Annotated in this window: 23 protein-coding genes and 1 pseudogene; 8 read left to right on the forward strand and 16 right to left on the reverse strand. The window is 65.5% G+C overall.

Features of this window, described 5'->3' with window-relative positions:
* The 11 genes and pseudogenes from ACFPU0_RS05640 to dksA all read right to left on the reverse strand — a co-directional run.
* Positions 1 to 548: pseudogene (locus ACFPU0_RS05640) on the reverse strand (glucose-6-phosphate isomerase); the annotation flags it as partial.
* A 71-nt stretch (positions 549 to 619) separates the two neighbouring features.
* Complete coding sequence (gene panD / locus ACFPU0_RS05645; protein ID WP_028630028.1) at positions 620 to 1,000, reverse strand: aspartate 1-decarboxylase; 381 nt, start codon at positions 998 to 1,000, stop codon at positions 620 to 622.
* A gap of 80 nt (positions 1,001 to 1,080) precedes the next feature.
* Positions 1,081 to 1,941, reverse strand: coding sequence for a pantoate--beta-alanine ligase (panC, locus tag ACFPU0_RS05650; protein ID WP_377691818.1), 861 nt, complete (start codon positions 1,939 to 1,941; stop codon positions 1,081 to 1,083).
* Positions 1,938 to 2,738, reverse strand: coding sequence for a 3-methyl-2-oxobutanoate hydroxymethyltransferase (gene panB, locus ACFPU0_RS05655; RefSeq protein WP_377691820.1), 801 nt, complete (start codon positions 2,736 to 2,738; stop codon positions 1,938 to 1,940). Before panB ends, panC begins: the two co-directional genes overlap by 4 nt.
* Before the next feature lie 102 nt (positions 2,739 to 2,840).
* Entirely contained in the window at positions 2,841 to 3,341 is a 501-nt protein-coding gene (gene folK, locus ACFPU0_RS05660; RefSeq protein WP_377691821.1) for a 2-amino-4-hydroxy-6-hydroxymethyldihydropteridine diphosphokinase, read from the reverse strand.
* Between the two features lie 2 nt (positions 3,342 to 3,343).
* Positions 3,344 to 4,747: a polynucleotide adenylyltransferase PcnB gene (locus tag ACFPU0_RS05665; protein ID WP_377691822.1), complete on the reverse strand. Its 1,404-nt coding sequence runs from the start codon at positions 4,745 to 4,747 to the stop codon at positions 3,344 to 3,346.
* 680 nt (positions 4,748 to 5,427) lie between these two features.
* Positions 5,428 to 6,855 carry a sigma-54-dependent transcriptional regulator gene (locus ACFPU0_RS05670; protein ID WP_377691823.1) on the reverse strand — a complete coding sequence of 476 codons (1,428 nt, stop codon included), beginning with the start codon at positions 6,853 to 6,855 and terminating at the stop codon, positions 5,428 to 5,430.
* Positions 6,856 to 6,877: 22 nt separating this feature from the next.
* Positions 6,878 to 9,832, reverse strand: coding sequence for a sensor histidine kinase (locus tag ACFPU0_RS05675; RefSeq protein ID WP_377691824.1), 2,955 nt, complete (start codon positions 9,830 to 9,832; stop codon positions 6,878 to 6,880).
* Entirely contained in the window at positions 9,816 to 9,992 is a 177-nt protein-coding gene (locus ACFPU0_RS05680; RefSeq protein WP_003095129.1) for a hypothetical protein, read from the reverse strand. The genes ACFPU0_RS05675 and ACFPU0_RS05680 overlap by 17 nt, the downstream gene beginning before the upstream one ends.
* 73 nt (positions 9,993 to 10,065) lie before the next feature.
* Positions 10,066 to 10,953, reverse strand: a complete 888-nt coding sequence (gluQRS, locus tag ACFPU0_RS05685; RefSeq protein WP_377691825.1) for a tRNA glutamyl-Q(34) synthetase GluQRS — start codon at positions 10,951 to 10,953, stop codon at positions 10,066 to 10,068.
* A gap of 52 nt (positions 10,954 to 11,005) precedes the next feature.
* Positions 11,006 to 11,449 (reverse strand): RNA polymerase-binding protein DksA, encoded by a 444-nt coding sequence (gene dksA, locus ACFPU0_RS05690; RefSeq protein ID WP_377691827.1) that lies wholly within the window; start codon positions 11,447 to 11,449, stop codon positions 11,006 to 11,008.
* Positions 11,450 to 11,642: 193 nt separating this feature from the next.
* On the opposite strand from dksA, the gene ACFPU0_RS05695 reads away from it, so the two are divergent.
* Together ACFPU0_RS05695 and sfsA are read left to right on the forward strand one after the other, a co-directional pair.
* Positions 11,643 to 12,818: a pyridoxal phosphate-dependent aminotransferase gene (locus ACFPU0_RS05695; protein WP_377691828.1), complete on the forward strand. Its 1,176-nt coding sequence runs from the start codon at positions 11,643 to 11,645 to the stop codon at positions 12,816 to 12,818.
* Complete coding sequence (gene sfsA / locus ACFPU0_RS05700) at positions 12,815 to 13,522, forward strand: DNA/RNA nuclease SfsA (RefSeq protein ID WP_377691830.1); 708 nt, start codon at positions 12,815 to 12,817, stop codon at positions 13,520 to 13,522. Before ACFPU0_RS05695 ends, sfsA begins: the two co-directional genes overlap by 4 nt.
* 3 nt (positions 13,523 to 13,525) lie before the next feature.
* Here the strand turns inward: sfsA and ACFPU0_RS05705 are convergent, their stop codons facing one another.
* Both ACFPU0_RS05705 and ACFPU0_RS05710 read right to left on the reverse strand, forming a co-directional pair.
* Positions 13,526 to 13,849 (reverse strand): Rieske (2Fe-2S) protein, encoded by a 324-nt coding sequence (locus ACFPU0_RS05705; protein ID WP_377691831.1) that lies wholly within the window; start codon positions 13,847 to 13,849, stop codon positions 13,526 to 13,528.
* 88 nt (positions 13,850 to 13,937) lie between these two features.
* Positions 13,938 to 16,235: a TonB-dependent hemoglobin/transferrin/lactoferrin family receptor gene (locus ACFPU0_RS05710; RefSeq protein ID WP_377691832.1), complete on the reverse strand. Its 2,298-nt coding sequence runs from the start codon at positions 16,233 to 16,235 to the stop codon at positions 13,938 to 13,940.
* Between the two features lie 470 nt (positions 16,236 to 16,705).
* Here ACFPU0_RS05710 and ACFPU0_RS05715 point away from each other — a divergent pair, with 470 nt between their 5' ends.
* The 6 genes from ACFPU0_RS05715 to ACFPU0_RS05740 all read left to right on the forward strand — a co-directional run bounded on the left by ACFPU0_RS05715 (position 16,706) and on the right by ACFPU0_RS05740 (position 21,958).
* Entirely contained in the window at positions 16,706 to 17,173 is a 468-nt protein-coding gene (locus tag ACFPU0_RS05715; protein ID WP_377691833.1) for an energy transducer TonB, read from the forward strand.
* A 17-nt stretch (positions 17,174 to 17,190) separates the two neighbouring features.
* On the forward strand, positions 17,191 to 18,255 hold the full coding sequence (locus ACFPU0_RS05720) for a hemin-degrading factor (protein ID WP_377691834.1): 1,065 nt from the start codon (positions 17,191 to 17,193) through the stop codon (positions 18,253 to 18,255).
* Between the two features lie 99 nt (positions 18,256 to 18,354).
* Complete coding sequence (locus ACFPU0_RS05725; protein ID WP_377691836.1) at positions 18,355 to 19,254, forward strand: heme/hemin ABC transporter substrate-binding protein; 900 nt, start codon at positions 18,355 to 18,357, stop codon at positions 19,252 to 19,254.
* A 50-nt stretch (positions 19,255 to 19,304) separates the two neighbouring features.
* On the forward strand, positions 19,305 to 20,288 hold the full coding sequence (locus tag ACFPU0_RS05730; RefSeq protein ID WP_377691854.1) for a FecCD family ABC transporter permease: 984 nt from the start codon (positions 19,305 to 19,307) through the stop codon (positions 20,286 to 20,288).
* On the forward strand, positions 20,288 to 21,055 hold the full coding sequence (locus ACFPU0_RS05735) for a heme ABC transporter ATP-binding protein (RefSeq protein WP_377691837.1): 768 nt from the start codon (positions 20,288 to 20,290) through the stop codon (positions 21,053 to 21,055). The genes ACFPU0_RS05730 and ACFPU0_RS05735 overlap by 1 nt, the downstream gene beginning before the upstream one ends.
* 18 nt (positions 21,056 to 21,073) lie before the next feature.
* Positions 21,074 to 21,958: a ChaN family lipoprotein gene (locus ACFPU0_RS05740; protein WP_377691838.1), complete on the forward strand. Its 885-nt coding sequence runs from the start codon at positions 21,074 to 21,076 to the stop codon at positions 21,956 to 21,958.
* Between the two features lie 255 nt (positions 21,959 to 22,213).
* Here ACFPU0_RS05740 and ACFPU0_RS05745 read toward each other — a convergent pair whose 3' ends face one another.
* The 3 genes from ACFPU0_RS05745 to ACFPU0_RS05755 all read right to left on the reverse strand — a co-directional run bounded on the left by ACFPU0_RS05745 (position 22,214) and on the right by ACFPU0_RS05755 (position 25,242).
* Positions 22,214 to 23,014 carry a cyclic nucleotide-binding domain-containing protein gene (locus ACFPU0_RS05745; protein ID WP_377691839.1) on the reverse strand — a complete coding sequence of 267 codons (801 nt, stop codon included), beginning with the start codon at positions 23,012 to 23,014 and terminating at the stop codon, positions 22,214 to 22,216.
* Positions 23,015 to 23,119: 105 nt separating this feature from the next.
* A complete protein-coding gene (locus ACFPU0_RS05750; protein ID WP_377691841.1) occupies positions 23,120 to 23,392 on the reverse strand; it encodes a TfoX/Sxy family protein in 273 nt (90 codons plus the stop codon).
* Between the two features lie 290 nt (positions 23,393 to 23,682).
* On the reverse strand, positions 23,683 to 25,242 hold the full coding sequence (locus ACFPU0_RS05755; RefSeq protein WP_377691842.1) for an AAA family ATPase: 1,560 nt from the start codon (positions 25,240 to 25,242) through the stop codon (positions 23,683 to 23,685).
* Positions 25,243 to 25,322 lie beyond the last annotated feature (80 nt).

The following is a 25,322-nucleotide window of genomic DNA, read 5'->3' on the forward strand; positions in this document are numbered from 1 at the left end:
TGGCAGCGCACGCCCTTCTGGGCGAAGGGCAGCAGGGCCTCGGACACCAGCTGCGGGCCGAGGAAGGAGCCGCCGATGCCGATGTTCACCACATCGGTGATGGGCTTCTCGGTGTAACCGCGCCACAGGCCGTTGTGCACGGCGCCCACCAGCTCGGTCATCTGGTGCAGCACGCGGTGCACCTCGGGCATCACGTCCGTGCCGTCCACCCGCACCTTGTCGCCGATGGGCCGGCGCAGGGCGGTGTGCAGCACCGGCCGGCGCTCGGAGGCGTTGATCACCTCGCCGCGGAACATCGCCTGGATGGCATCGCCCAGCTGCGCTTCCTCGGCCAGCCTGACCAGCAGGGCCAGGGTGTCGGCGCGGACCAGGTTCTTCGAGAAGTCCAGCAGGAGGCCGCAGGCGCTGACGCTGAAGCGCTGGAAACGCTCGGGATCTTCGCCGAAGGCCTGGCGCAGGCTGAAGCCGGCCAGCTCCTGGTGGTGCTGGCGGAGGGCGTTCCAGCTGGGCAGTTGGGTGGTATCGAGCGGCGTCAGGTGGTGGTCCATGGCTTTCCTGTGTGCGACTTATGAAAAAGCCCGGAACTGTGCCGGGCTTCGGATCCTTCGGCGTCCCGGCCTCAGGCGACTTGTACTGGAATCGCGTTGCTGGTGTGGCTGAGTTCGTTACCCGGAGCCATGTAAAGCATACGCGGTTTGAAATTGGCGAGTTCCGCTTCGCTGTAGTGGGCGTAGGCGCAGATGATCACGCGATCGCCCACCTTGGCCTTGTGCGCTGCGGCGCCATTCACCGAGATCATCCGCGAGCCGTTCTCGGCGCGGATGGCATAGGTGGTGAAACGCTCGCCGTTGTCGACGTTGTAGATCTGGATCTGCTCGTACTCGCGGATGCCGGAGAGATCCAGCCATTCGCCATCGATGGCGCAGGAACCTTCGTAGTCGAGTACTGCATGGGTTACTTCGGCGCGGTGCAGTTTGGCCTTGAGCATGATGGCGTGCATGGCATTTCCTCGTCGGGGCGCGGGCGGCGGCTGAGTTTGCCCGAACCCCCAAGGGGGTTCAAGGCTACGGCGGGCTGGGGTCAGGCTTGCTCTTCGAGGTGGAAGGCAAGGTTGTCGATCAGGCGGGTGTTACCCATGAAGGCGGCACCCAGTATCACCAGTTGCTGATCCTTGGCTCCGGCAGGGCGCAGGTGCAGCGCCTCGCGGACTTCCAGGTAGTCGGGCCGGAAGCCTGCCTTGGCCAGTTCCGCCTGGCCTTCCTGCGCCAGGGCGACGAAGTCGCGGCGGCCTTGACGAATGGCATCGGCCAACTGTCGCAGCGTGCGGTAGAGGGCCGGTGCGGCGGCGCGCTGGGCGTCGTCCAGGTAGCCATTGCGCGAGGACAGCGCCAGGCCGTCTTCGGCGCGGACCGTGGGCTCACCGATGATCTGGATCGGCATGTTCAGGTCGCGCACCAGCTTGCGGATCACCGCCAGCTGCTGGAAGTCCTTTTCGCCGAAAATCGCGAGGTCGGGCTGAACCATGTTGAACAGCTTGCTGACCACGGTGGCGACACCTTCGAAGTGGCCGGGACGGCTTCCGCCGCAGAGGCCGTCGGACACCAGCGGTACGTTGACGCGGGTCTGGCCCTCCATGCCGTCCGGGTACATCTCCTCGACATCCGGGTGGAACAGCAGGTGGCAGCCTGCACCCACCAGCTTCTGCTGGTCGGCGACCAGGGTGCGGGGGTACTTGGCCAGGTCCTCGCTGGGCCCGAACTGCAGCGGATTGACAAAGATGCTGGCGACCACGAAGTCGGCGCGCTGGCTGGCCTTCTCCACCAGGGCGACATGGCCGGCGTGGAGATTGCCCATGGTCGGCACGAAGCCGATACGCTTGCCTTCGCTGCGTGCGCGGGCGACGGCGGCCCGCAGTTCGCGGACGGTCTTGACAGTGATCATGCGGAGAATCCGTGTTCGGCGGCGGGGAAGGTGACATCCTTGACGGCTTTGACATAGGCCGCCAGGGCGGCCTGGATGCTGGTCTGGCCTTCCATGAAATTCTTGACGAACTTGGGCGCGCGACCGGTCAGGGAAAGGCCCAGCATATCGTGCAGGACCAGGACCTGGCCGTCGGTTGCACTGCCGGCACCGATGCCGATGACCGGAATCCTCACCGACTGGGTAATCTCCGCCGCGAGTTCGCTGGGCACGCATTCAAGCAGCAGCATGGCGGCGCCGGCCTGCTCGAGCGCCATGGCATCGGCGCGCAGCTGGCGGGCCTGGGCCTCCTGGCGGCCCTGAACCTTGTAGCCACCGAGGATGTTCACGGCTTGCGGGGTCAGGCCCAGGTGGGCGCAGACCGGAACGCCGCGTTCGGCCAGCAGGCGAATGGGGTCGGCCAGCCAGGCCGCGCCTTCCAGCTTGACCATGTGGGCACCGGCCTGCATCAGGGCGGCGCAGTTGGCGAAGGTCTGCTCGAGGCTGGCGTAGGCCATGAACGGCAGGTCGCTGATGATCAGCGCACCCTGGTTGCCGCGTTTGACGGCGGCGGTGTGGTAGGCCATGTCGGTCACGCTGACCGGCAGGGTGCTGTCATGGCCTTGCAGGACCATGCCAAGGGAGTCGCCCACCAGCAGCACGTCCACGCCGGCCTGGCAGGCAGCCTGCGCGAAAGTGGCGTCGTAGGCCGTCAGCATGGCGATTTTCTCGCTCTTGAGCTTGAGCTCTTGCAGGGTGGTCAGGGTCACATCAGGCATGAAAACGTCCTCATCGGCGCCGGTTTGCACTGGCGCGGGGCAACGGGACGCTTATAGTCCCGATGGGGGGGCATGAAGTCAATTGCAGGTGTTACCGACCTGTTACGGCGTTACCGCCAGGTCGGGCAGGCGTTCGAGGCCTTCGAAGGGGCAGGCGTCCAGCAGCTCTTGCAGCGAACCGCCATCAGGCAGCCGCAGGTCGCCGGCGATCTCTGCCAGGGGATAGAGCACGAAGGCGCGTGCGTGCATGTGGTAGTGCGGAACCTGCAGGCGGGGTTCGTCGATCCGGCGCTGGCCGAACAGAAGGATGTCCAGGTCGAGGGTGCGCGGGCCCCAGCGTTCATCCTTGCGGACACGGCCCTGGGCCAGTTCGATGGCCTGCAGCTCATCCAGCAGTTGCAGCGGGGTCAGCCCGGTATCCAGGGCGGCCACGGCATTCACGTAGCGGGGCTGGTCCGGCGGGCCGAGCGGATCGCTGGCATAGAGCGAGGAAACGGCCGCAAGCCGGGTCTGCGGCAGATCGGCCAGCGCCGCGAGGGCGCCACGAAGTTGGCTGACAGGCTCGGCAAGGTTGCTGCCAAGCCCGATATACACGCGTTCCATGATCAGTCGCCCGATGTGCCAGGTGCGCCTTCGCTGCGTGGCCCGCGGCGACGGCGGCTGCCGCTGCGACGACGGCGCTGGCCCGAAGGCTGGTCGTCCTTCGCGCTCAGTTCGCGGATCATGTTGCGGCGCTGGCTGTCGCTGGCGTCCTGGTAGTCGGTCCACCAGTCACCCAGGCCATCGGTCTGTTCGCCGGCGCTTTCGCGCAGCAGCAGGAAGTCGTAACCGGCTCGGAAGCGCGGGCTCTCCAGCAGCAGGTCGGCGCGCTTGCCGCTGCGGCGCGGCAGGCGTTCCTGCATGTCCCAGATCTCGCGGATCGGGATGCTGAAGCGCTTGGGAATGGCGGTGCGCTGGACCTGCTCCATGATCAGGCCGTGGGCCGCTTCCTGCATGGCCGGGATCGGTGGCATGCCGCGCTCCTGCAGCTGCGCCGCGCGGACGGGCAGGGCCGGCCAGAGCAGGGCCGCGAAGAGGAAGGCGGGAGTGACCGGCTTGCCTTGGTGGATGCGCTCGTCGGTATTGGCCAGGGCCTGGCGGATCAGGCGGCCGGTATATTCGGGATCGCGCTCCAGTGCAGCGGCGCTGGCCGGGAACAATGGGGCGAAGAGGTCGTACTCCACCAGCAGTTCGAAGGTGCGCACGGCCTTGCCGCCAAGGAACAGCTTGAGTACCTCGTCGAACAGGCGCGCGGAAGGGATCTCCCGCAGCATCGGGGCCAGGCGGCGGATGGGCGCTGCGCTGTGCTTCTCGATCTCGAAGTCCAGTTTCGCGGCGAAGCGTGCGGCGCGCAGCATGCGCACCGGGTCTTCCTGGTAACGCTGTTCGGGAATGCCGATCAGGCGTACCAGGCGGTTGCGGATGTCGTGCACGCCATGGGCGTAATCGAGGATGCGCTCGGAAGTGGGATCGTAATACAGGGCGTTGATGGTGAAATCCCGGCGCTGGGCGTCGTCTTCCAGGCTGCCGTAGACATTGTCGCGCAGGATGCGACCGCTTTCGTTGCGTGCGGCCTGGTTGCTGTCTTCCTCGTCCTCACCCTGGGGGTGGTTGGCGCGGAAGGTCGCGACTTCGATGATTTCCCGGCCGAACTGCACATGGGCCAGCTTGAAGCGGCGGCCAATCACCCGGGCATTGCGGAATTCGGCGCGTACCTGCTCCGGGGTGGCGTTGGTGGCCACGTCGAAATCCTTGGGTCGCAGGTTCAGCAGCAGGTCGCGGACGCAGCCGCCGACCACATAGGCCTGGTAGCCCGCCTTCTGCAGGCGTTCGACGACCATGACGGCGTTGCGGCTGATCCCCGAACGGCGCAGCGAATGCTGGTTGTTGCCCAGTACTTCGGGAGTGCTGCGCGGATGCTGGGCGCGGCGAAGGGGAGAGCGGAAAGACTGGAACAGCTTCTTCAGCATGGGATGCACTGTTTTGCGGGATGGTCGGCCAGAAAGGGATTTGGGCGCACGTTGGCCGCGGATTCTAGCACTGGGAGGGGGGATGTTGAAGGAAAGGTCTGACAGGTGTCAAAGCTACTGGGGGAGCCGAAGCTCCCCCCCAAATTGGTGCGTGCTTTGTTTTTATTGTTTCGGGCTTGGCGTTTTTGTTGTTCTACCCGCTCCAGCAGGCTTGTCGCCTCTGGAAGTGCCCTCCATTCGAGGGTTAATAGCAAACGGATTGCTTTGGACGCTGATGGTGCCGTGATCATTCCGTGACCCAACCAGTACGGGTGCTGCCTGTGGGCAGTTTTATTGTTCTCGGCCTGGCTGTGGGGCGAACCCCAAGGGCAATCCTCTCCAAAAGAATCAGTTAGCTGCGCCTCCGCTGTTTTGTTTTTGTTGTGCTGGAGTCGATACGTCTTGTTTTTATTGTGGGGTTCAGCGCTTGTTATTGTTGTTGTGCCCGACATAAAGCAGATGCCGTGCCAACTTTTGTGATTCCTTGTAAATCAAGGGCTTGCGAGGGTCATGCTCAGAATGGCGGGCAAAAAAAAGCCGGGTTTTCGTTACCTTTAGACCCGGCTTTGTTACGTGATGTTAGGCGGGGTAACAGCGCGGGGAACTGAAAGTGTTCCCGGGGTGTCACCCTCAACTGGTGCTCAAGGCCCGGCTGCGGCGCCCGATTTGCGGCGCGGAATACCCAGGCGCTGACGACGTTCCCACAGGCATTTGCGGCTGATGCCCAGCTTGCGGGCCAGCTCGGTCTCCGTCATGTGGTCCTGGTGCTCGAGGACGAAGTGCTGGAAGTAGTCTTCCAGGGACAGGTCTTCGGTCGGCTCATGGGCGGTGTTGTTGGCCTGGGCCTGGGGAGAGGTGTCGCTGAAGTCCTCTTCGTCCAGGTCGTCCAGTTCGATATCGATGCCCAGCAGTTCCGCCGAGATGTCGGGGCTCTCGCACAGGATCACGGCACGCTCGATGGCGTTCTCCAGCTCACGCACGTTGCCGGGCCAGCTGTAATGGCGAATGGCTTGTTCAGCGTCAGTGGCGAAGCGCAGGCTGTCGCGCCCCATTTGCGCACACTGGCGTGCCAGGAAGGCGCGGGCGATTTCCAGCACGTCGTTGCCGCGTTCGCGCAGGGCGGGCAGCTTCAGGGATATCACGTGCAGGCGGTAGTAGAGGTCTTCGCGGAACTGGCCGGTCTTGGCCAGGGTCTTGAGGTCACGGTGGGTGGCGGCGATCAGGCGCACGTCCACCTTCTGCGACTGCACCGAACCCACGCGGCGGATCTCGCCTTCCTGCAGCACGCGCAGCAGGCGAGCCTGGGCTTCCAGGGGCAGTTCGCCGATTTCGTCGAGGAACAGGGTGCCACCGTCGGCCGCTTCCACCAGGCCCGCGCGGCCGGCGGTGGCCCCGGTGAAGGCGCCCTTTTCATGGCCGAAGAGTTCGGACTCGATCAGGGTTTCCGGAATAGCCGCGCAGTTCACCGAGATCAGCGGCGCCTTGGCGCGGCGTGACAGGTTGTGCAGGGCACGCGCTACCAGTTCCTTGCCGGTGCCGGACTCGCCCTGGATCAGTACGGTGGAATCGGTGGGGGCGACCTTGCGGATCTTGCCATAGAGTTCGAGCATCGCCGAGCAGGAGCCGATGATGCCGATCTCGCCGTCGGCGTTGGCGGTCGCAGGCTTGTCGCCGCCACGACTGGCGCTGGAGCGTTCGCTCGGGGCCGATTTGGCGTCCTGGCGCTCCTTGAGGATGCGCGCCACCGCCTGGAGCATTTCGTCATGGTCGAAAGGCTTGGCGATGTAGTCGACCGCGCCCATTTTCATCGAATCCACTGCCGATCGCAGGCTGGCGTAACTGGTCATGATCAGCACCGGGGTGCCCTGGGCCAGCTTGATCAGTTCGGTACCGGGGGCGCCAGGCAGGCGAAGGTCGCTGATGATCAGGTCGAAACCGGGAATGCTGTAACGCTCCTGGGCTTCCTGCACGGAGCCCGCCTCGCTGACCTGGTACTGGTTGCGTTCCAGCAGGCGGCGCAGGGCGGAGCGGATGATGGTTTCGTCTTCGACGATCAGAATATGTGGCATTAATTCAGCTCTCTAGACGGTCTCAGCTCACGGCGGATGTCGCTTCGACAAAACGAGGCAGCGTCACCCTGATGCGGGTGCCGCGCTGCTGCTCGGAGTCGGCCGGGCTTTCTATGGTTATCTGTCCATAATGCTCTTCCACGATCGAATAGACCAGTGCAAGGCCAAGGCCGGTCCCTTTCCCTGGGTCCTTGGTGGTGAAGAAAGGTTCGAACAAACGATCCATGATCGCCTTCGGAATGCCGCTGCCTTCATCTTCGACAATGAGGTCGACGGTGTGCTCCGACGCTTCGCTGCGCACACGGATGGCGCTGCCCACGGGGGAAGCGTCGCGGGCGTTGGACAGCAGGTTGATCAGCACCTGGGCGAGGCGTTGCGGGTCGCCTTCCACAACATGGTGCGGGTCGCACAGGTTGAAGAAGTTCACCTCGACACTGCGCTTGTTCAGCGACAGCAGGCCGATGGCGTCCTGCGCCACTTCGGCCAGGCACACCGGCTCGCTCGCCTGCTGGCGGCCGCCGGCGTGGGCGAAGCTCATCAGCGACTGGACGATGCGGGTGACGCGCTTGGTCTGCTCGAGGATCTGGCTGCTGAGTTCCTTGATCTCGGTATCGCCTTCGCGTTCTTCGCGCAGGTTCTGCGCCAGGCAGGCGATGCCGGTGATGGGGTTGCCGATTTCATGGGCGACGCCAGCGGCCAGGCGGCCGATGGAAGCCAGGCGCTCGGAGTGCACCAGCTTGTCTTCCAGCAACTGGGTATCGGTCACATCCTCGACCAGCAATACCAGGCCGCTGCTGCCCGGTGCCAGGGGCTCCTCGATGGCAGCCTTGTGCAGGTTCAGCGCGCGGACCTGGCCATCCAGGGTCAGGCGTTGCTTGTGCAGGTGTTCGTCGGGCAGGTTGATGAAACCTTCCAGCAGTCCCTTCCAGGGTTCGGCGATGGTGGACAGTCGCGAGCCCACGACCCGCTGGGCGGGGATTTCGGTCAGCTCCTCCATGGCGCGGTTCCACATGAGGATCTCCTGGTCCTTGGCCAGGGAGCAGACGCCCATGGGCAGCTCCTGGAGGGTCTGGCGGTGATAGCGGCGCAGGGCATCCAGTTCGGCGGCGAGGCCCGTGAGGCGGGAGTGGTAGTCCTCCAGCCGGCTCTCGATGAAGTGGATGTCCTCGGTGACGTAGCTCTCACTGCCGGACTTGTAGGGCAGGAAGGTTTCCACCATGTCCTGGGCCACGCTGGGGCCCATCAGGCCGGAGAGGTTGGCTTCGATGCGGTCGCGCAGGCGACGCAAGGCATAGGGACGGCGTTCGTCGAAGGGCAGGTGCAGGTCGCGCAAGGCCTGTTCCACCTCCTTCTGCGCGGTCTTGGCGCCCAGGGGTTTGGCCAGTTGGGTGGCGAACTCCTGGGGGGAGCTGGCGAGCAGTTCGCGGCGCTGCGGCCGGCGCACGTTGTCCACGGTGCAGGCTTCGGCGGCGCTGCGCTCCTCCGGGCTGGCCTCGGTGAAGAGCGAGACCAGGGTGAAGATCAGCACGTTGGCCGCCAGGGAGGCGATGGCCGCGATGTGCCAGCTGGTGTCGTCCAGTACGTAGATGGCGTTGAACAGCGGCAGGTAGACGCCCTGCAGGTTGCCGACCAGGGGCAACAGCATGGCCAGGAGCCAGACGCAGAAGCCTGCCAGCAGGCCGGCGATGAAGCCGCGGCGGTTGGCGGTCGGCCAATAGAGCACCGAAAGGGCGCCAGGCAGGAACTGCAGGGTGGCGACGAAGGCCACTATGCCCAGGTTGGACAGGTCCTGCTCTGCACCCAGCAACAGGTAGAAGCCGTAGCCGGCCATGATGATGGCGGCGATCAGCGCCCGGCGGGTCCACTTCAGCCAGCGGTAGATATTGCCTTCGGCCGGTGGTTGGTAGAGGGGCAGGACCAGGTGGTTGAGGGCCATGCCGGAGAGCGCCAGCGTCGACACTATGATCAGGCCGCTGGCCGCGGAGAGGCCGCCGACGTAGGCGAGCATGGCCAGGACCGGGTTGTCCACGGCTATGCCCAGGCCCAGGGTGAAGTACTCGGGATTGGTGGTGGCGCCCAGCTTGAGGCCGGCCCAGAGGATCAGCGGGATGGCCAGGCTCATCAGCAGCAGGAACAGCGGCAGGCCCCAGCTAGCGCTGACCATGGCGCGGGGGTTGAGGTTCTCGGTGAAGGTCATGTGGTACATGTGCGGCATGACGATCGCTGAAGCGAAGAACACCAGCAACAGGGTGCGCCAGGGACCTTCCTGCAGCGGCGTGTGCAGGGTGGAGAGCGCCGCCTGGTTCTGCAGCAGCCAGAGTTCCAGTTCCCGCGGGCCGTCGAACACCCCGTAGAGGGCGTACAGGCCGATGCCGCCCAGGGCCGCCAGTTTGACCACCGATTCGAAGGCGATGGCGAACACCAGCCCCGCGTGCTTTTCGCGGGTGGCGATATGGCGCGCGCCGAATAGGATAGTGAACAGGGTGATCAGGGCGCAGAAGCTCAGCGCTACGCGGTTGTGCACCGGCTCCCGGGTCAGGATGCCGATGGAGTCGGCCACTGCCTGGATCTGCAAGGCCAGCAGCGGCAGTACGCCGATGATCATGATCACCGTGGTCAGGGCGCCGGCCCAGGTGCTGCGGAAGCGGAAGGCGAAGAGGTCGGCCAGGGACGCCAGCTGGTAGGTGCGGGTTATGCGCAGTATCGGGTAGAGCAGCACCGGCGCCAGCAGGAAGGCGCCGGAGACGCCCAGGTAGCTGGCGAGGAAGCCGTAGCCGTACTGGTAGGCCAGGCCCACCGTGCCGTAGAACGCCCAGGCGCTGGCATAGACACCGAGTGACAGGGTGTAGGTCAGCGGATGGCGGATTATCCAGCGCGGCACGAAGCCCCGGTCACTGAGCCAGGCCACGCTGAACAGGGCCAGGAGGTAGGCGGCGCTGATCAGCAGCAGTTGGGTGAGGCTAAAGCTCATCAGCATCGCGTTGACTCTGCAGGATGAAGGTCACCACGATCAGGATCAGCCACAGCAGGTAGGGGCGATACCAGGCGCCGTTGGGGTCGATCCACCAATCCATGATGGCGGGAGAGAACAGGTAGATCCCCACCACCAGGAGCAGGACCAGTCGATAGATGTACATGCCACAATTCTCGTCGTGTCTTCGGCGATGGTAGCGAATGCCCGCGGGCGCGGCGAGTGCTCGAACCGGGAGGCTAGAGTAGGTGCGCCTCGGCCAGGGTGCGGCAGCGCGGAATGCGCCCGGGAATCCAGTGGGCGATACCCCAGTCCAGCACTTCACGGGGGCTGGATTCCGCCAGCTCCGCCGGAGGTTCCTGGCCCAGGGCGCGCAGTGCGCGCGTCAGCAGCGGCCCGGCACTGTCGGCGGGGAGGGGCGGTGAGCGGTAGGACTTGCCGAGCTTGTGGCCATCCGGCTGGATGATCAGCGGCACATGCAGGTAGCGTGGCTGGCTCAGGCCCAGCAGTTCCTGCAGGTAAAGCTGGCGCGGGGTGGAATCCAGCAGGTCGGCGCCGCGCACTATATGGCTGACGCCCTGCCAGGCATCGTCCAGCACCACGGCCAGCTGGTAAGCGTAGAGGCCATCGCGGCGGCGGATGACGAAGTCGCCCACCTCGCGGCCCAGATGTTGGCGATACTCGCCCTGCACGCGGTCGACGAAGTGGTACTCCAGCTCCGGCACGCGTATGCGCATGGCAGCGTCATGCTGCGGGTGCTGGGCGTTGCGGCAGAAGCCGGGATAGATGCCGTGGTAGTCCTCCAGCTGCTTGCGCGAGCAGGTGCAGGCGTAGGCCAGGCCCATCTCGTAAAGGCGGTCGATCACCTTGTCATAGGTCTCGTGGCGATCGCTCTGGCGGACCATTTCGCCGTCCCACTCGAAGCCGTAGGTTTCCAGCGTGCGGAGAATCGCCGCCTGGGCGCCTGCGACCTCGCGCGGCGGGTCCAGGTCTTCCATGCGCAGCAGCCAGCGGCCGCCAACGGCGCGGGCATCGAGATAGGAGGCGAGGGCGGCGACCAGTGAACCGAAATGCAGGTAGCCGCTCGGCGTCGGGGCGAAGCGCCCGATATAGGCAGGGGATGTCATCGGGGCAAGGCCCTGTAAAGCGACGGGGCGCCATTGGCGCCCCGTTTCGGCATCAGGAGCCGAGCTGCTTTTCCTTGATCTCCGCCAGGGTCTTGCAGTCGATGCAAAGCGTGGCGGTGGGGCGGGCTTCCAGGCGGCGGATACCGATCTCGACGCCGCAGGAGTCGCACCAGCCGTAATCGTTGTCTTCGATCAGCTGAAGGGTCTCGTCGATCTTCTTGATCAGCTTGCGCTCACGGTCGCGGGCGCGCAGTTCCAGGCTGAACTCTTCTTCCTGGCTGGCGCGGTCGGCCGGGTCGGGGAAGTTGGCGGCTTCGTCCTGCATGTGGTGCACGGTACGGTCCACCTCTTCCATCAACTCCAGCTTCCACTTGTTGAGGATGTTGGTGAAGTGAGCGCGCATGCGATCGCTCATGTACTCTTCGCCCTTGGTCTCTTGGTAGGGCTCGAAGCCACGAATCAATTGGCTGCTCTGTTGCTTTGCATTGGTGGGCATGGATGGCCGCCTCTCACTTTCTTAATCCATTGCGCAGGATTATGGTCCATCGCCGGCGGTGCCGGCCCTGCGGCTGCAAGCGGGCGAACTTACCAGATCAAATCCGGGTGCGCCACTCCCTGATGTCAAGCATGCTGCAGCGTCCAGGGACCATTGGGTAGAATCCTCTCTTTGCCTTAATAAAGGAAGGCCAATGGCCCAGCCCTACAGTGCGCGCAGCCGCGCCATCGAACCCTTCCACGTCATGGCCCTGCTGGCCCGCGCCAACGAACTCCAGGCGGCGGGTCACGACGTGATCCACCTCGAGATCGGCGAACCGGACTTCACCACTGCCGAGCCCATCGTCCAGGCCGGGCAGGCGGCCCTGGCCGCCGGGCATACCCGTTACACCGCCGCACGAGGCTTGCCGCAACTGCGCGAGGCCATCGCCGGTTTCTACGCATCGCGCTATCGGTTGAACATAGACCCGGAACGCATTCTCATCACCCCCGGCGGATCCGGCGCCCTGCTCCTGGCCAGCAGCCTGCTGGTGGACCCGGGCCGGCACTGGCTGCTGGCGGACCCCGGCTACCCCTGCAACCGCCACTTCCTGCGCCTGGTGGAAGGTGCCGCGCAGCTGGTGCCGGTAGGTCCCGAGACGCGCTATCAGCTCACCCCGCAACTGGTCGAACGGCACTGGAATGCCGACAGTGTGGGCGCTCTGGTCGCCTCGCCGGCCAACCCCACCGGCACCGTGCTGCACGCCGACGAGCTGGCGGCGCTGTCGCAGACCCTCAAGGCGCGTGGTGGTCACCTGGTGGTGGACGAGATCTACCACGGCCTCACCTACGGCATGGACGCCAGCAGTGTGCTGGAGGTGGACGACGACGCCTTCGTGCTGAACAGTTTCTCCAAATATTTCGGCATGACCGGTTGGCGCCTCGGCTGGCTGGTGGCGCCGTTGGGTGCGGTGCCCGAGCTGGAAAAGCTGGCGCAGAACCTCTATATCAGCGCGCCTTCGATGGCCCAGCATGCCGCCCTGGCCTGCTTCCAGCCGCAGACCCTGGAAATCCTCGAACGCCGCCGCGAAGAATTCGCCCGTCGCCGCGACTACCTGCTGCCGGCCTTGCGCGAGCTGGGCTTTCGCATCGCCGTCGAGCCGGAAGGTGCTTTCTATCTGTATGCGGATATTTCCGCGTTCGGTGGCGATGCCTACGCCTTCTGCCGCCACTTCATCGAAACCGAGCACCTGGCCTTTACCCCGGGCCTGGATTTCGGCCGCCACCTGGCCGGCCAGCACGTGCGCTTCGCCTATACCCAGAGCCTGCCGCGCTTGGAAGAGGCGGTGCAGCGGCTGGCCCGTGGCCTGAAGACCTGGGCGGGCCGATGAGGTTCGCCCCTGCCCTGGAGGAGGGCCGGCTGCAGAAGCGCTACAAACGCTTCCTCGCCGATATCGAGACGGCGTCCGGAGAGCAACTGACCATCCACTGCCCCAATACCGGCTCCATGCTGAATTGCATGAGCGAGGGTTGCCGGGTCTGGTTCAGTCGCTCCAATGACCCGAAGCGCAAGCTGCCCGGCACCTGGGAGATCGCCGAGACGCCCCAGGGCCGCCTCGCCTGCGTCAATACCGCTCGCGCCAACGTGCTGGTGGAGGAGGCGCTGCAGGCGGGCGTGATCGCCGAACTGGCAGGCTTCAGCGCCCTCAAGCGAGAAGTGGCCTACGGGCTGGAGAACAGTCGCGCGGACTTCCGCCTGGACTTCGCCGACGGCCCGGCCTTCATCGAGGTCAAAAGCGTCACCCTGGGCTTCGATGGCACGTCGGTGGCCGCCTTCCCCGATGCCGTCACCCAGCGTGGCAGCAAGCATTTGCGCGAACTGGCCAGCCTGGCGCGTGACGGCGTGCGGGCGGTGCAGCTCTATTGCGTGAACCTGTCAGGAATCGAATCGGTGCGCCCCGCCGAGGAAATCGATCCGGCCTATGCGGCGGCCCTGCGTGAGGCGGTTTCCGCCGGCGTGGAGGTAATGGCATACGGGGTGGAGCTGACGCCGGAAGAAGTCCGGATCGACCGACGCCTCGCTGTGAGGCTCTGAGCCTCAGGCCTCGCCGAGCAGCCAGATCCCCTCGGCATCTTCGCGGCAATCCAGCGGTTGCAGTGCGTCTCCGGCGCAGGGGCCGGTCACGCATTCACCCGATTCGATCAGGAACAGCGCACCGTGGGTGGCGCACTGGATCAGGCTGCCGCTGTGGTCGAGGAACTGGTCCGGCACCCAGTCCAGGGGAATCCCGCGATGGGGGCAGCGGTTCTCATAGGCGTGGATCCGCCCCTGCTTTCTCACAAGCAGAATCTTCAGATCATCGACCAGGAAGCCCCGGCTCTGGCCTTCGGCCAGTTCATCGGGGCGGCAGAGCAGGATCATCGGCATCTCCACGGCAGGCGCGCATTATCGCGCGCCGCCGTGGCTTACCCAAGAGGGGGCACGTCCCTGTGCTGAAAACTGAAAAGGATCAGATCTCCCAGACCAGATTGACCGAGGCGTTGCGGCCTGGCTGGGTGTAGCGACCCAGGCTGCGGCTGCTGGCGTCCAGGCCCCGGACGTCGCCCCATTGCCAGTACTTCTTGTCGGTCAGGTTGAACAGGCCGGCGTTAACCGAGAGAGCGTCGGTGACCTGCCACCAGGTGTTCAGGTCAAGCGTGCCGTAACCCGGTGTGGCGAACTGCTCGCTGATGCGCAGGCTGGCGTTGTTCGACGGGTCGATGCGGTCCTTGGCCTTGACCAGCGTCCAGGCCAGGTCGCCGCCGAACTTGCCGGAGGGCTCCGCATAGGCGAGGCCGATCACCGCCTTGAGCGGGTCGATGCTGTTGATCGGCGCCCCGGTTTGCTCGTTCTTGCCGCGTGCATAGGCGATCGTGCCGAGCAGGCGGGTGCCGGTCGGCAGGCCGAAGCTGTCGAGGAAGAGTTCGCCTCGGGCCTCCGCGCCGCGAATGGTCACCTTGTTCAGGTTCTGCGACTGGAAGGTGAGCAGGTTGCTGCCAGTCGGATCGGGGACGGTCACCTGCTCGATGAAGTCTTCATAGCGGTTGTAGAACAGCGCCATGCCGAAGCTGCCGGTGTCGTACTTGCCGCGCAGGCCGATTTCGTAGCTGTCGCTGGTTTCCGGCTTCAGATTGGTATTGGCGATGGCCTGGTAGCCCATGCCGGCATTGACGAACTCACCGAAGATATCCACAGGCTCTGGCGCCTTGAAGCCGGCGGCGTACTGGCCGTAGACGCTGTGGGCGTCGTCCAGGCGATAGGTGACGCCGAGCTTGGGCGAGAGCTGGTGATCGCTGAAGTTGGAAGGGTTGCGGTCCACCGGGTTGCTGTTCAGGTATTCCGGCGTAACGTCGGGCCTGAGTTCGTAGTAGTCGTAGCGCAGACCGGGCAGCAGGGTCCAGCGGCCGATCTCGATGCTGTCCTGGGCAAACAGGGCGTACTCGTGGGTGACCGGATCGGGGAAGTCGCTCAGCGGGAAAGTTTCCGCGCCGAACGCGGGCGGCAAGGGTTGCCCGGTGCTGACGCGGATCTCGTTGCCCTTGCGCAGGTCGCTGCTCTCCAGGCGCTTGAGGTCGACGCCATAGATCAGGTGGTGCTGGGTATCACCCAGGGCGAAGTACTTGTCCAGCTGGCTATTGAACGACCAGAGCTTCTCTTCGTAGACCGAGTCGCGGGTGCGCAGGCGCTCGAAGGCCGAAGCCGGCGGCACCGGGTTGCGGTTGAAGGCCACCCAGCTGTAGCGGTTCTGGTCGGTCTGCTGGCGAATCTGGCTGTCCTGGTGGTTGAGCTGCCATTTCAGCTGGTCGGCAAAGGCCGCGTTCAGCTCCAGTTGATGCTCGAGGCTAATGCGTTCGCGATCAGTGCTGTCCTTGGCGTTGCTGGCGGCGATCAGCGCATTGCTGAACATGCCTCCACCAAGGGAAGTGGAGGTCAGGCTGGAGGCTTCGTTCAGCACGCGGGTGTCGACGTCGTCCTGGAAGCGCTCATAGGTCAGTTGCAGGCGGTCGTTGCCGGCGTAGTTCCAGCCGATCTTGGCCAGCATGTTGTCGCTGGTGACGTCCTGCGGGTTGGCTTCCTCGCGGCCGCTGCCCAGGCCACCACGGCCACCGAAGGTCTCGGTCTCGTCGCCGGTTCGGCGGCCGAGGTGGAGCACGCCGTCCAGTGATCCTCGGCGGGTGGCGAAGGTGGCGCTGCGCAGCCAGCTGTTGTCGGCACTGCTGTAGCCGGTCTTGAGGCGGGCGTAGGCGTCGTCGTCTTCATCCAGGTAGTCGGCGGCATCCTTGGTCAGGAAGCTCACCGCGCCGCCGATGGCGTCGCTGCCGTACAGCGAGGAAGCCGGGCCACGAATGATTTCCACCTGTTTGACGGTGTCTGGGTCGATGTAATTGCGCTGGGCGTTGAGGAATGGGCCGAAGTTGAAGGCGTTCGGAACGGACACACCGTCCACCTGAGTCAGCACCCGGTTGCCACCGATGCCGCGGATGGTGAAGCCGGAGAGGCCGAATCGGCTGCCGGTGCCGCTCACCGAGACGCCCGGTTCATAGCGCACCAGGTCGCGGATGTTGTTCACGTTCTTCTGGTCGATATCGCGCTCGGTCTGCACGGTCACCGTGTTCGGCACCTCGTCGAGGCGCTGCTCGCTGCGGGTGGCGGTCACCGTCATGGTGTCGAACTGGGTTGCCGTCTTCTCGACGGCCAGTGCGAGGGAAGGGCAGAGCAACAGCAGGACAAGCCCGGATCGACGGGCAAAGGGCGGACGCAGCGCCATGGGGAGGCTCCCGGTAACAAGGGCGTACCAGCAGCCGACATGGGATACGCCGGAAACTTTCCGGCGTCCTGGCATCCGTTTCCAGCGATATGTCCGCTTTTCCCGGGCTTTTTCGTCAGGTCTTACTGGTGATCGCAGGTTGATATCGGCGCAAGACCATAATGACGTTGACAATCAAATGCAAATGATAATCAAATGAATTTGTGTTAATTATTGGTCCGGTCTCGATGCCGCGCTTCCTGCCCAGCTTCGCTCTTGTCCTGGTCCTGCACCTCGCTGCGGGCTGGCTGCTGCATGGGCTCAGAGAAGCACCGGGCGTGGCCGTTCGAGCTCCCGAGGTGATGTTGATTCAACTGGTGAGCCCGGAGCCCGCGCCCGTCCCGCTAGCGGATCCGAAACCTGTGGCGCGCCCGTTGCCAGCCACCAGGCCGGCACAGCCGGTCAAGGCGCCACGACCCGAGCCCAGGCCCGTGGCGGCGAGCAAGCCGAAGCCCGCGCCTGCCCGCCCCGTGGCCAAGACAGGGTCCGTCGAGCCGCGCTTCAGCGAATCAGCAGGTGCGTCGCCAGCGGACACCGCCGACGCCGTCCCCAACCACCGCGAATCTCCGGCGCTCGCCAGTACGCCGGCGACCAGAGCGGCGGACATGGAGGTCTTCAGTCGTGAGCCCGAATTCCTCACGCCGCCAAAACCGCCCATTTATCCGGCCCAGGCGCGCCGTCGCAACCAGCAGGGCCTCGTCCTGGTGGAAGTGCGGCTGGACGCCGATGGCCAACTGCGAGAGCTGAGGCTGCTTCGCTCCTCTGGCGTGGAAAGCCTGGATAGATCGGCCATGGATGCGGTCGCCAACTGGCGCTTCCGCCCTGAAACCCGGAACGGCCTGCCTGTGCCTAGCCGCGTACACATCCCCATTGAGTTCGCCCTTTCGGCGAGTCGCTGAATCACAAGGAGCTTCAGATGAGCCTGCAATCTTCGACCCCCAGCCCGGTTTCACCTCTCTACCAGGCCTGGCAAACCTTGCGTTCCGAGCAGCCCCGCCTGCGCGCGCGGGATGCCGCCCAGCACCTGTCCGTCAGTGAAGCTGAGCTGACCGCCAGCCGCCTGGGCGTCGATACCGTGCGCCTGCGTCCGGAGTGGGCCAGCCTGCTGCCCGCGCTGGGCGAACTGGGTTACATCATGGCGCTGACCCGAAACGAGCATTGCGTGCACGAGCGCAAGGGCTACTACCGGGAGGTCTCCGTGGCCGCCAACGGCCAGATGGGCCTGGTGGTGTCGGCCGATATCGACCTGCGCCTGTTCATGGGGGGCTGGGCCAGCGTGTTCGCCGTGGCGGAGGAAAGCCCGCGGGGTACCCGGCGCAGCGTCCAGATCTTCGACCAGCAGGGCACAGCAGTGCACAAGGTATTTCTGACTGAAGACAGCGAGCTCGCCGCTTGGGAACCCCTGGTGGAGCGCTTCCGTGCCGAGGAGCAGAGCGACGAGCTCGATCTGCGGCCGCAGCCGGAACCCGCCCAGGCCCGTCCCGATGCGGAAATCGATGTCGATTCCCTGCGCGAAGGCTGGGCGACGCTGAAGGACACCCACCATTTCTTCGCCCTGCTGAAGAAGCACGGTGCCGAACGCACCCAGGCGTTGCGCCTGGCTGGCAGCAAGTGGGCCGAGAAGCTGGATACCGCCGAACTGCCGCGCCTGATGGAAGAGGCCGGGGCGCGCGAGGTGCCGATCATGGTGTTCGTCGGCAACCCTCATTGCATCCAGATCCATAGCGGTACCGTCAGCAACCTGAAGTGGCTGGATACCTGGTTAAACGTGCTTGACCCGGAATTCAGCCTGCACCTGCAGACTGCCGGCGTGACCGAGCTGTGGCGTGTTCGCAAGCCCAGCACCGATGGTGTGATCACCAGTTGGGAAGCCTTCGATGCTAAAGGTCAGCTCGTCGTGCAATTGTTCGGCGCCCGCAAACCCGGTATTCCTGAGCGGGAAGACTGGCGAGCCCTTGCGGAAAGTGCACCGGCACTCTGAGTTCGAGCCGCCAAGGGACCATCGCGTCCCTATCCAGGCCAGTGCCCTGTCAGCACGGGGCGTTGGTTTTTCCCGCATTCAGCGATGGAGTTGTTTTCGATGCATCTAGTGGTCAGGCTGGTCGGCCTCTGTGCCGGCATTCTGCTCTTCCACCAGGCGGCCGTGGCGGAATCCCTGCCCCGGCGCTGGGTCAGCGCCGGCGGTTCGGTCAGTGAATGGGTGGTCGCCCTGGGCGGGCAGGACAAGCTGGTGGGCGTGGATACCACCAGCCAGCACCCCGAGTCATTGAAGGCCCTGCCCAGCATCGGCTATCAGCGACAACTGGCGGCGGAAGGCATTCTCTCGCTGCGTCCGGACATCCTGGTCGGGACCGAGGAAATGGGGGCGCCGCCGGTGCTGGCGCAGATCGGAGCGGCCGGGGTGCGAATCGAGCTCATGGCTTCCACCCCTGATCTGCCCACCCTGGAAAAGAACCTCAAGCTGATCGGCTCCTTGCTCGGTGCCGAGGCGCGTGCCGACCAGGCCTTCGCCGAGTATGGCCAGCGTCTGAAGCGCCAGGCCGAGTGGGTGGCCAAGGCGCAGCAGACGCAGAGGGCACCCAGGGTGCTGTGCCTGCTCGGCCACTCCGGCAGCAGTCCGCTGGCGGCCGGCAAGGACACGGCGGCTGCCTGGCTGATCGAGCGTGCCGGTGGGCAAAACTTGACCGATCACCAGGGCTACAAGGCCATTTCCAGCGAAGCGCTGGCGGCGCTCGACCCTGATGTGGTGGTCATTGCCGATCGCCGCCTGGAAGGTGATGCCGCGCGCGAGGCGCTGCTCAAGCAGAACCCGGCCCTGGCCGCTACTCGCGCTGCTCGCGAGGGGCGCCTGCTCAGCCTGGACCCGACGCTGTTGGTGGGCGGGTTGGGGCCGCGTGTGCCTGACGGCATGGCCGCGCTGTCCGCCGGCCTCTATCCTTCGGCTCCGGCCCTGACCGAGAAAGCCCCGAGCCAGCCATGACCGCTTCCCTTCATTCGCGCCCATTGTTCATCTTCCTGGGCGTCCTCCTGCTGCTGGCCCTCTGGCTTTCCCTGGCACTGGGCCCCGTCAGCCTGCCGCTGGGGGAGACCCTGCGCGCGGCGCTGCGCCTGGCCGGCCTGCCGTTCTCCGGCGAAGGGCTGGAGCAGGCCGAGTTGATCCTCGGCCAGATCCGCCTGCCGCGTACCCTGTTGGGGCTGGCGGTGGGCGCAGTGCTGGCGCTGTCCGGCGTCGCCATGCAGGGCCTGTTCCGCAACCCGCTGGCCGACCCCGGCCTGGTGGGGGTATCCAGTGGCGCCGCGCTGGGTGGGGCCTTGGCCATAGTCGGCGGTGCCGCGCTGGGGGGGCTGCCGCAGGCCGTTGCGCCCTACCTGCTGTCTGTCTGTGCCTTCGCCGGCGGGCTGGGGGTGACGCTGCTGGTCTATCGCCTGGGGCGTCGGGATGGCCAGACCAGCGTAGCCACCATGCTGCTCGCCGGCATCGCCCTGACCGCGCTGGCGGGCGCGGTGATCGGCCTCTTTACCTACCTGGCCGACGACGCCACCCTGCGCAGCCTGACTTTCTGGAACATGGGCAGTCTCAACGGCGCCAGCTATTCCCGGCTCTGGCCGCTGCTTATCGTCACCCTGGTGGTGATCCTCTGGCTGCCGCGCCGGGCCAAGGCCTTGAATGCCCTGCTGCTGGGGGAATCCGAGGCGCGTCACCTGGGCTTCGATGTGGAGCGCCTGAAGCGTGAGCTGGTGTTCTGTACTGCCCTCGGTGTGGGGGCTGCAGTAGCGGCGGCCGGCCTGATCGGCTTCATCGGCCTGGTGGTACCCCACCTGGTTCGCCTGGTGGCCGGGCCGGACCATCGCGTCCTGTTGCCCGCTTCCGCCCTGGCCGGCGCCAGCCTGATGCTGTTGGCAGACCTGGCGGCGCGCCTGGTGCTGGCGCCGGCCGAGTTGCCCATCGGTATCGTCACGGCGCTGATCGGGGCCCCTTTCTTCCTTTATCTCCTGGTGCGAGGCCGCCCCTGATGCTGCGCGTGGAACGACTGGATGTGCTGCGTGGCGGCAAGCAGGTGCTCGCGGGTATCGACCTGGAGCTGCGTCCCGGCGAGGTGCTCGGCGTGCTGGGGCCCAACGGAGCCGGCAAGAGCACTCTGCTCGGTGCCCTCTGCGGCGAGGTGGCAGCGGCGGCAGGCGGGGTCAGCCTGGATGGCCGCACCCTGGATGACTGGAGCGGCCCCGAGAGGGCGCGACGTGTGGCGGTGTTGCCGCAAAGCTCGACCCTGAACTTCGCTTTCAGGGTCGAGGAGGTGGTGGCCATGGGACGCTTGCCCCATGACACGGGGCGCGAGCGGGATGCCGAGGTGGTCGCCGAAGCGTTGGCGGCGGCGGATGCCAGCCACCTGGCCGGTCGCAGCTACCTGGCACTTTCCGGGGGCGAACGCCAGCGGGTCCATCTGGCACGGGTGCTGGCGCAACTCTGGCCCGGGGCCGCCGGGCAGTCGCTGCTGCTGGACGAACCCACCTCCATGCTCGACCCCTTGCACCAGCACACCACCCTGCAAGCGGTGCGGACGTTCGCCGAGCGTGGCGTGGCGGTGCTGGTGATCCTCCATGACCTGAACCTGGCCGCGCGCTACTGCGATCGCCTGCTCCTGCTCGCCGATGGCCGCGCGCATGTCCTGGGGCCGCCGGAGCAGGTGCTCCAGGCCGAGCCCCTCAAGGCCGTGTTCGGCCTGGAAGTGCTGGTGCAGCGCCACCCGGAGCGAGGCCATCCCCTGATCGTCGCCCGCTGAATCGAACAAGGATCTCCCATGCGTCTTCTTCTACTTTCTCTGTTCGGCCTGCTGGCCGCCTGCCAGAGCTTGCCGCCGCTGCCCGAATGGCAAAGCCCCGAAGGTCGTGACCGGCCCGAGCTGGGCGTGATCCGTGATTTGCGCAGCGGCGCGCAACTGACCCCGGGGCAACTGGTGGAGCGCCTCGCCGCCGAGCCGCGGGTGCTGGTCGGGGAGCAGCACGACAACCCGGACCACCACGCGCTGCAACTCTGGCTGTTGCAAGCGCTGGAAGCCCGTCATCAGCAGGGCAGCCTGCTGCTGGAGATGCTCGATCCCGAACAGCAGGCAAAGGTGGATGCGGTGCGCAAAGGACCGTTGCCGGCGGATCTGCCCGGGGCGCTGGGCTGGCAGGAGAACTGGGACTGGACGCTCTACGGGCCGATCGTACGGCATGCCCTGACGCAGCCCTATCCGCTGCTGGCCGCGAACCTCGGCCGTAGCGAGATCAAGCGCATCTACCGGGAGCGCCCGACTTTGCAGGGGGCGCTGTCCACCGCCGATGCGGTGCAGGGGCCGCTGCTCGAGCAGATTCGCGAATCCCACTGTGGCCTGCTGCCGGAGTCCCAGATGCCTGCGATGCTGGCGGTGCAGCAGCAACGTGACCGGCGCATGGCAGAGCGTCTGCTGGCCGCACCGGGGCCGGCGCTGCTGTTCGCAGGCGCCTTCCATGTGCGCCGTGACCTGGGCGTGCCCTTGCACCTGGCGGATCTGGGCAAGGGGGAGGGCAATGCCGTGCTGATTCTCTCCGAGGCGGGCAAACCGGTGGAGCGGGGCAGTGCGGATTACGTCTGGTACACCGCGGCCCTTCCCCCCGTCGATCATTGCGCCGACATGCGCAGGCAGATGGCGCCCGCGCGCTGAGGGCTGGGGACGGAAAATCGCGAGCAAAAAAAGACCCGGCAATTTGCCGGGTCGAAAACCGTGATTAGCCTGATGAGGAGATAATCTGAAGAGCCCGACTGCGTGGTCTCCCAGCTTACCGGCTGATCTCGCGATCAGTTGAGGCAATAATAACGATTCTCATTTTCGAGTCAAGCGTTGATTCGGATTTTTCTCCCGCCAACGATTTTCGCGCCCTGAAAGCAGAAACCCCGGCCTTGTGCCAGGGCTCCTGAGTCATGCCCGCTCGGGAGACAGTCGCAGTTGGGTCACTTCCTTGTTCAGCAGGTCGATGCGGCGCGCCATGCTCTCGATCAGGCTGTGGGCGATACGCGGATTGCTCTGCATCAGGCTGAGGAACTGCTCCTTGGGGATGACCATCACGGTGCAGGGCTCGCTGGCGACCACAGTGGCGCTGCGCCTTTCCCGGGTGAACACGGCCATCGCGCCGAAGATTTCGTCCTTTTGCACGTCGCCGACCTTCTGTCCGTCGACGAAGGCTTCGGCATGGCCCTCGATGATGATGAACACGTGGTCGGCCTCATCGCCCTGGCGAATCAGTTCCTCGCCCGCGGCGAAGTGCTGGAAACCGGTGGAAGGCCGCACGTCCGGCTGCTTCAGGCGGGCCACGGCGTCCGAGAGCAGCGCGGTGTGGCCCACCAGGTACTGGATGAACAGTTCCTGGAGCTTCTCGCTGGCGTAGATGTGGCGGAACACCTCGTTGCGGCTGTAGGGCCGTAGGCTGATGGGCTCGTCGCTGCTGTAGCGGCAGGACGGCAGGTCGATCCCCTGGCGCAGGCCCACCAGATCGCCTTCCTGCAGGTAGAACAGCGGACGCTCGTCGACGATGGCGTGGAGCAGGCCATTCTCGATCAGGAACAGCTGGTTGGCCGGCAGCAGGGGGGCCAGGTCCTCGATCTGATCCAGGCGGAATGCCGGGCCCGCCGGTTCCAGCCCCTCGAGCAACTGCCCGGGGATGCTTTGCAGTCTGTTGATCAGTTGGTCGGCGTAGGCCGGTTGCTCCCCGAGTAGGTACATGGCAGTAATTCCTTGAACTGACTGGAACGGCTTGGCGCACGAAGATCCCTGAAACAATAGGGGTCGTGGCCTGCCTCGTAAATCTCTGTCGACGGAGGTTGTGAGCTAGCTCTTGTTGTTGGCGCCTGGCGCATCCAGCTGGTGGTTCAGCTCCGCCTTGTGACCCGGTGTCAGATCGTTCCAGTGGACATCCAGCAGTGCGCCTTCGATTGCATAGAGCAGCACCTTGGAGGCTCTGAATCCCCGCGCCCTGACGGCCTTGTAGGCGCCGACGGCGCCAAGCCGGCGAAGGTCCGAGGCGCTGTGGATGCCGACTGCATGCAGCCATTGCGCTGAAGTCTTGCCCAGGTTCTTCATGTGTTGCAGTTCGTCGTTCATCGAGCCTCCTTGCGATGTGTCGGGCGCGAGAGGGACAGGGCTGTGGATAAGTGTAGCGCTCATCCACGGCGGGTGGCCTTGTGCTATCGCTCCATCCTCGTGCGTTCCCTGCACGGATAACGATCACTGCCTTGGCGATAGGGGCGGTTCCGGGGCGCAACTTCCGGGCGAAGGCGTCACCTTTGCGGCGACGGCCGCCAACGATCGCGGAACGTGCTCCGAGCTGTCCGGCTGTGGCGGGAGTATAGAAGCCGCCACGGCGGTTACCGCGGCGGCGGGGATGGACGGGCTCAAGCGCCGGGCAGGTGGGCGCGAATACGCTCTACCAGGCTGTCGAGGCTGGATTCCTGGTCGGTGTCGATGCGCTTGCTGCGGGCCTGTTCGGCCACGTCCAGCGGTTCGCGGTTGGTCAGCTGGGCGCGTACCACCTCCATGGTGGCATCCGACGGATCGCGGCCTTCGGCGTTGCGCTGGGCCAGCCAGCCTTCGATCACGGTTTCCGGCGCATGGCAGTCGAGGATCAGGAAGGGCGCACCGGTCCGCTCGGCGACCTTGCGCGCCGCGCTGCGCTGTTCATGCTTGAGGAAGGTGGCGTCGATGACGACCGGGAACCCGGCATGCAGGGCCGCCCCGGCCAACTGGTTCAGGCGCTGGTAGGTGGCGGCGCTGGCCTGCGCATTGTAAATGCCGCTCTGCAGGCCCTGGGCGTCGGCATTCTGCTCACCGAACAGACGCTTGCGCTCCACGTCCGAGCGCAGGCGGATGGCGCCCAGTGCTTCCACCAGACGCAGGGCGACGTGGCTCTTGCCTGAACCGGACACGCCATGGGTGATGGCGAGGAAGGGCGAGGGGATGGCGCTGTAGCTTTCCGCCAGGCCGGCATAGTTGCGGTACTGGCGGACGGTGGCGGCCTTCTGCACCGCGTCGTCCTGGTGGGCCAGGCTGAACAGGGCGATCTTGGCCCGCACCAGCGCGCGGTAGGCCTTGTAGAAATTGAGCAGCTCCAGGCCCTGGTAGTCGCCGGTATGCTCCAGGTACTGGCTGACCAGGCGGCGCGACAGGGACTTCAGGCCGCGGTCCTCCAGGTCCATGGCGATGAAGGCGATGTCGGCATAGACGTCGGTGAAGCGGAAGGGCTCGTTGAACTCGATACAGTCGAAGAGCACCACCTGGCCATCGATCAGGGTCGCGTTGCCGAGGTGGATATCGCCATGGCACTCGCGGATGTAGCCTTCCTGCTTGCGCTGCTCCAGCAGTGGCCTGAGGCGTTGGTGGCTGCTTTCGGCCCAGGCTTCCAGGGCGTCCAGCTGCTGCAGGTCGGCCTTGTCGCTGAGCAGCGGACGGATCTGCTCGAAGTTCTGCCGCACGGGCATCATCACTGCGTCCGGGGTACCCAGCGGGTGGTCGAGGGCCACCTGCGGGGCGGCGAGGTGGAAGGCGGCGATCTGGCCCGCCAGGGCGTCGATGTGGGCGGGCGTCAGTTCGCCGCGGGCCTGCAGTGCGCTGAGCAGATTGGCCTGGGGAAACTGGCGCATCTTCAGTACGTATTCGAAGGCGTCGCCTGCACCGCCGATTTGTGGTGCCTCGGGGCTGCCGGTGATGGGCAGAACCTCCAGGTAGAGGTCGCGGGTCAGGCGCTGGTTGAGGCGCAGCTCTTCCCCGCAGAAGTGTCGGCGGGCGTCGAGGCTGGTGAAGTCGAGGAAGCCGAAGTTCACCGGTTTCTTGATCTTGTAGGCGTAGCTGCCGGTCAGCAGCACCCAGGATATGTGCGTCTCGATCACCTGGAATCCGTCCACCGGATGGGGGTAGAGAGCGGGATTCTGCAGGGCGGCTATCAGGGGCTGGCTCACGGGCATTCCTTGTTCACTGCGCTATCGGAGCCCGGCATTATGGACTCTGGGCGCCGGGCTGCAAACCGTCAGGCCGCGCC

Source organism: Pseudomonas sp. GCM10022186, from assembly GCF_042656385.1.
Taxonomy (GTDB): Bacteria; Pseudomonadota; Gammaproteobacteria; order Pseudomonadales; family Pseudomonadaceae; genus Metapseudomonas.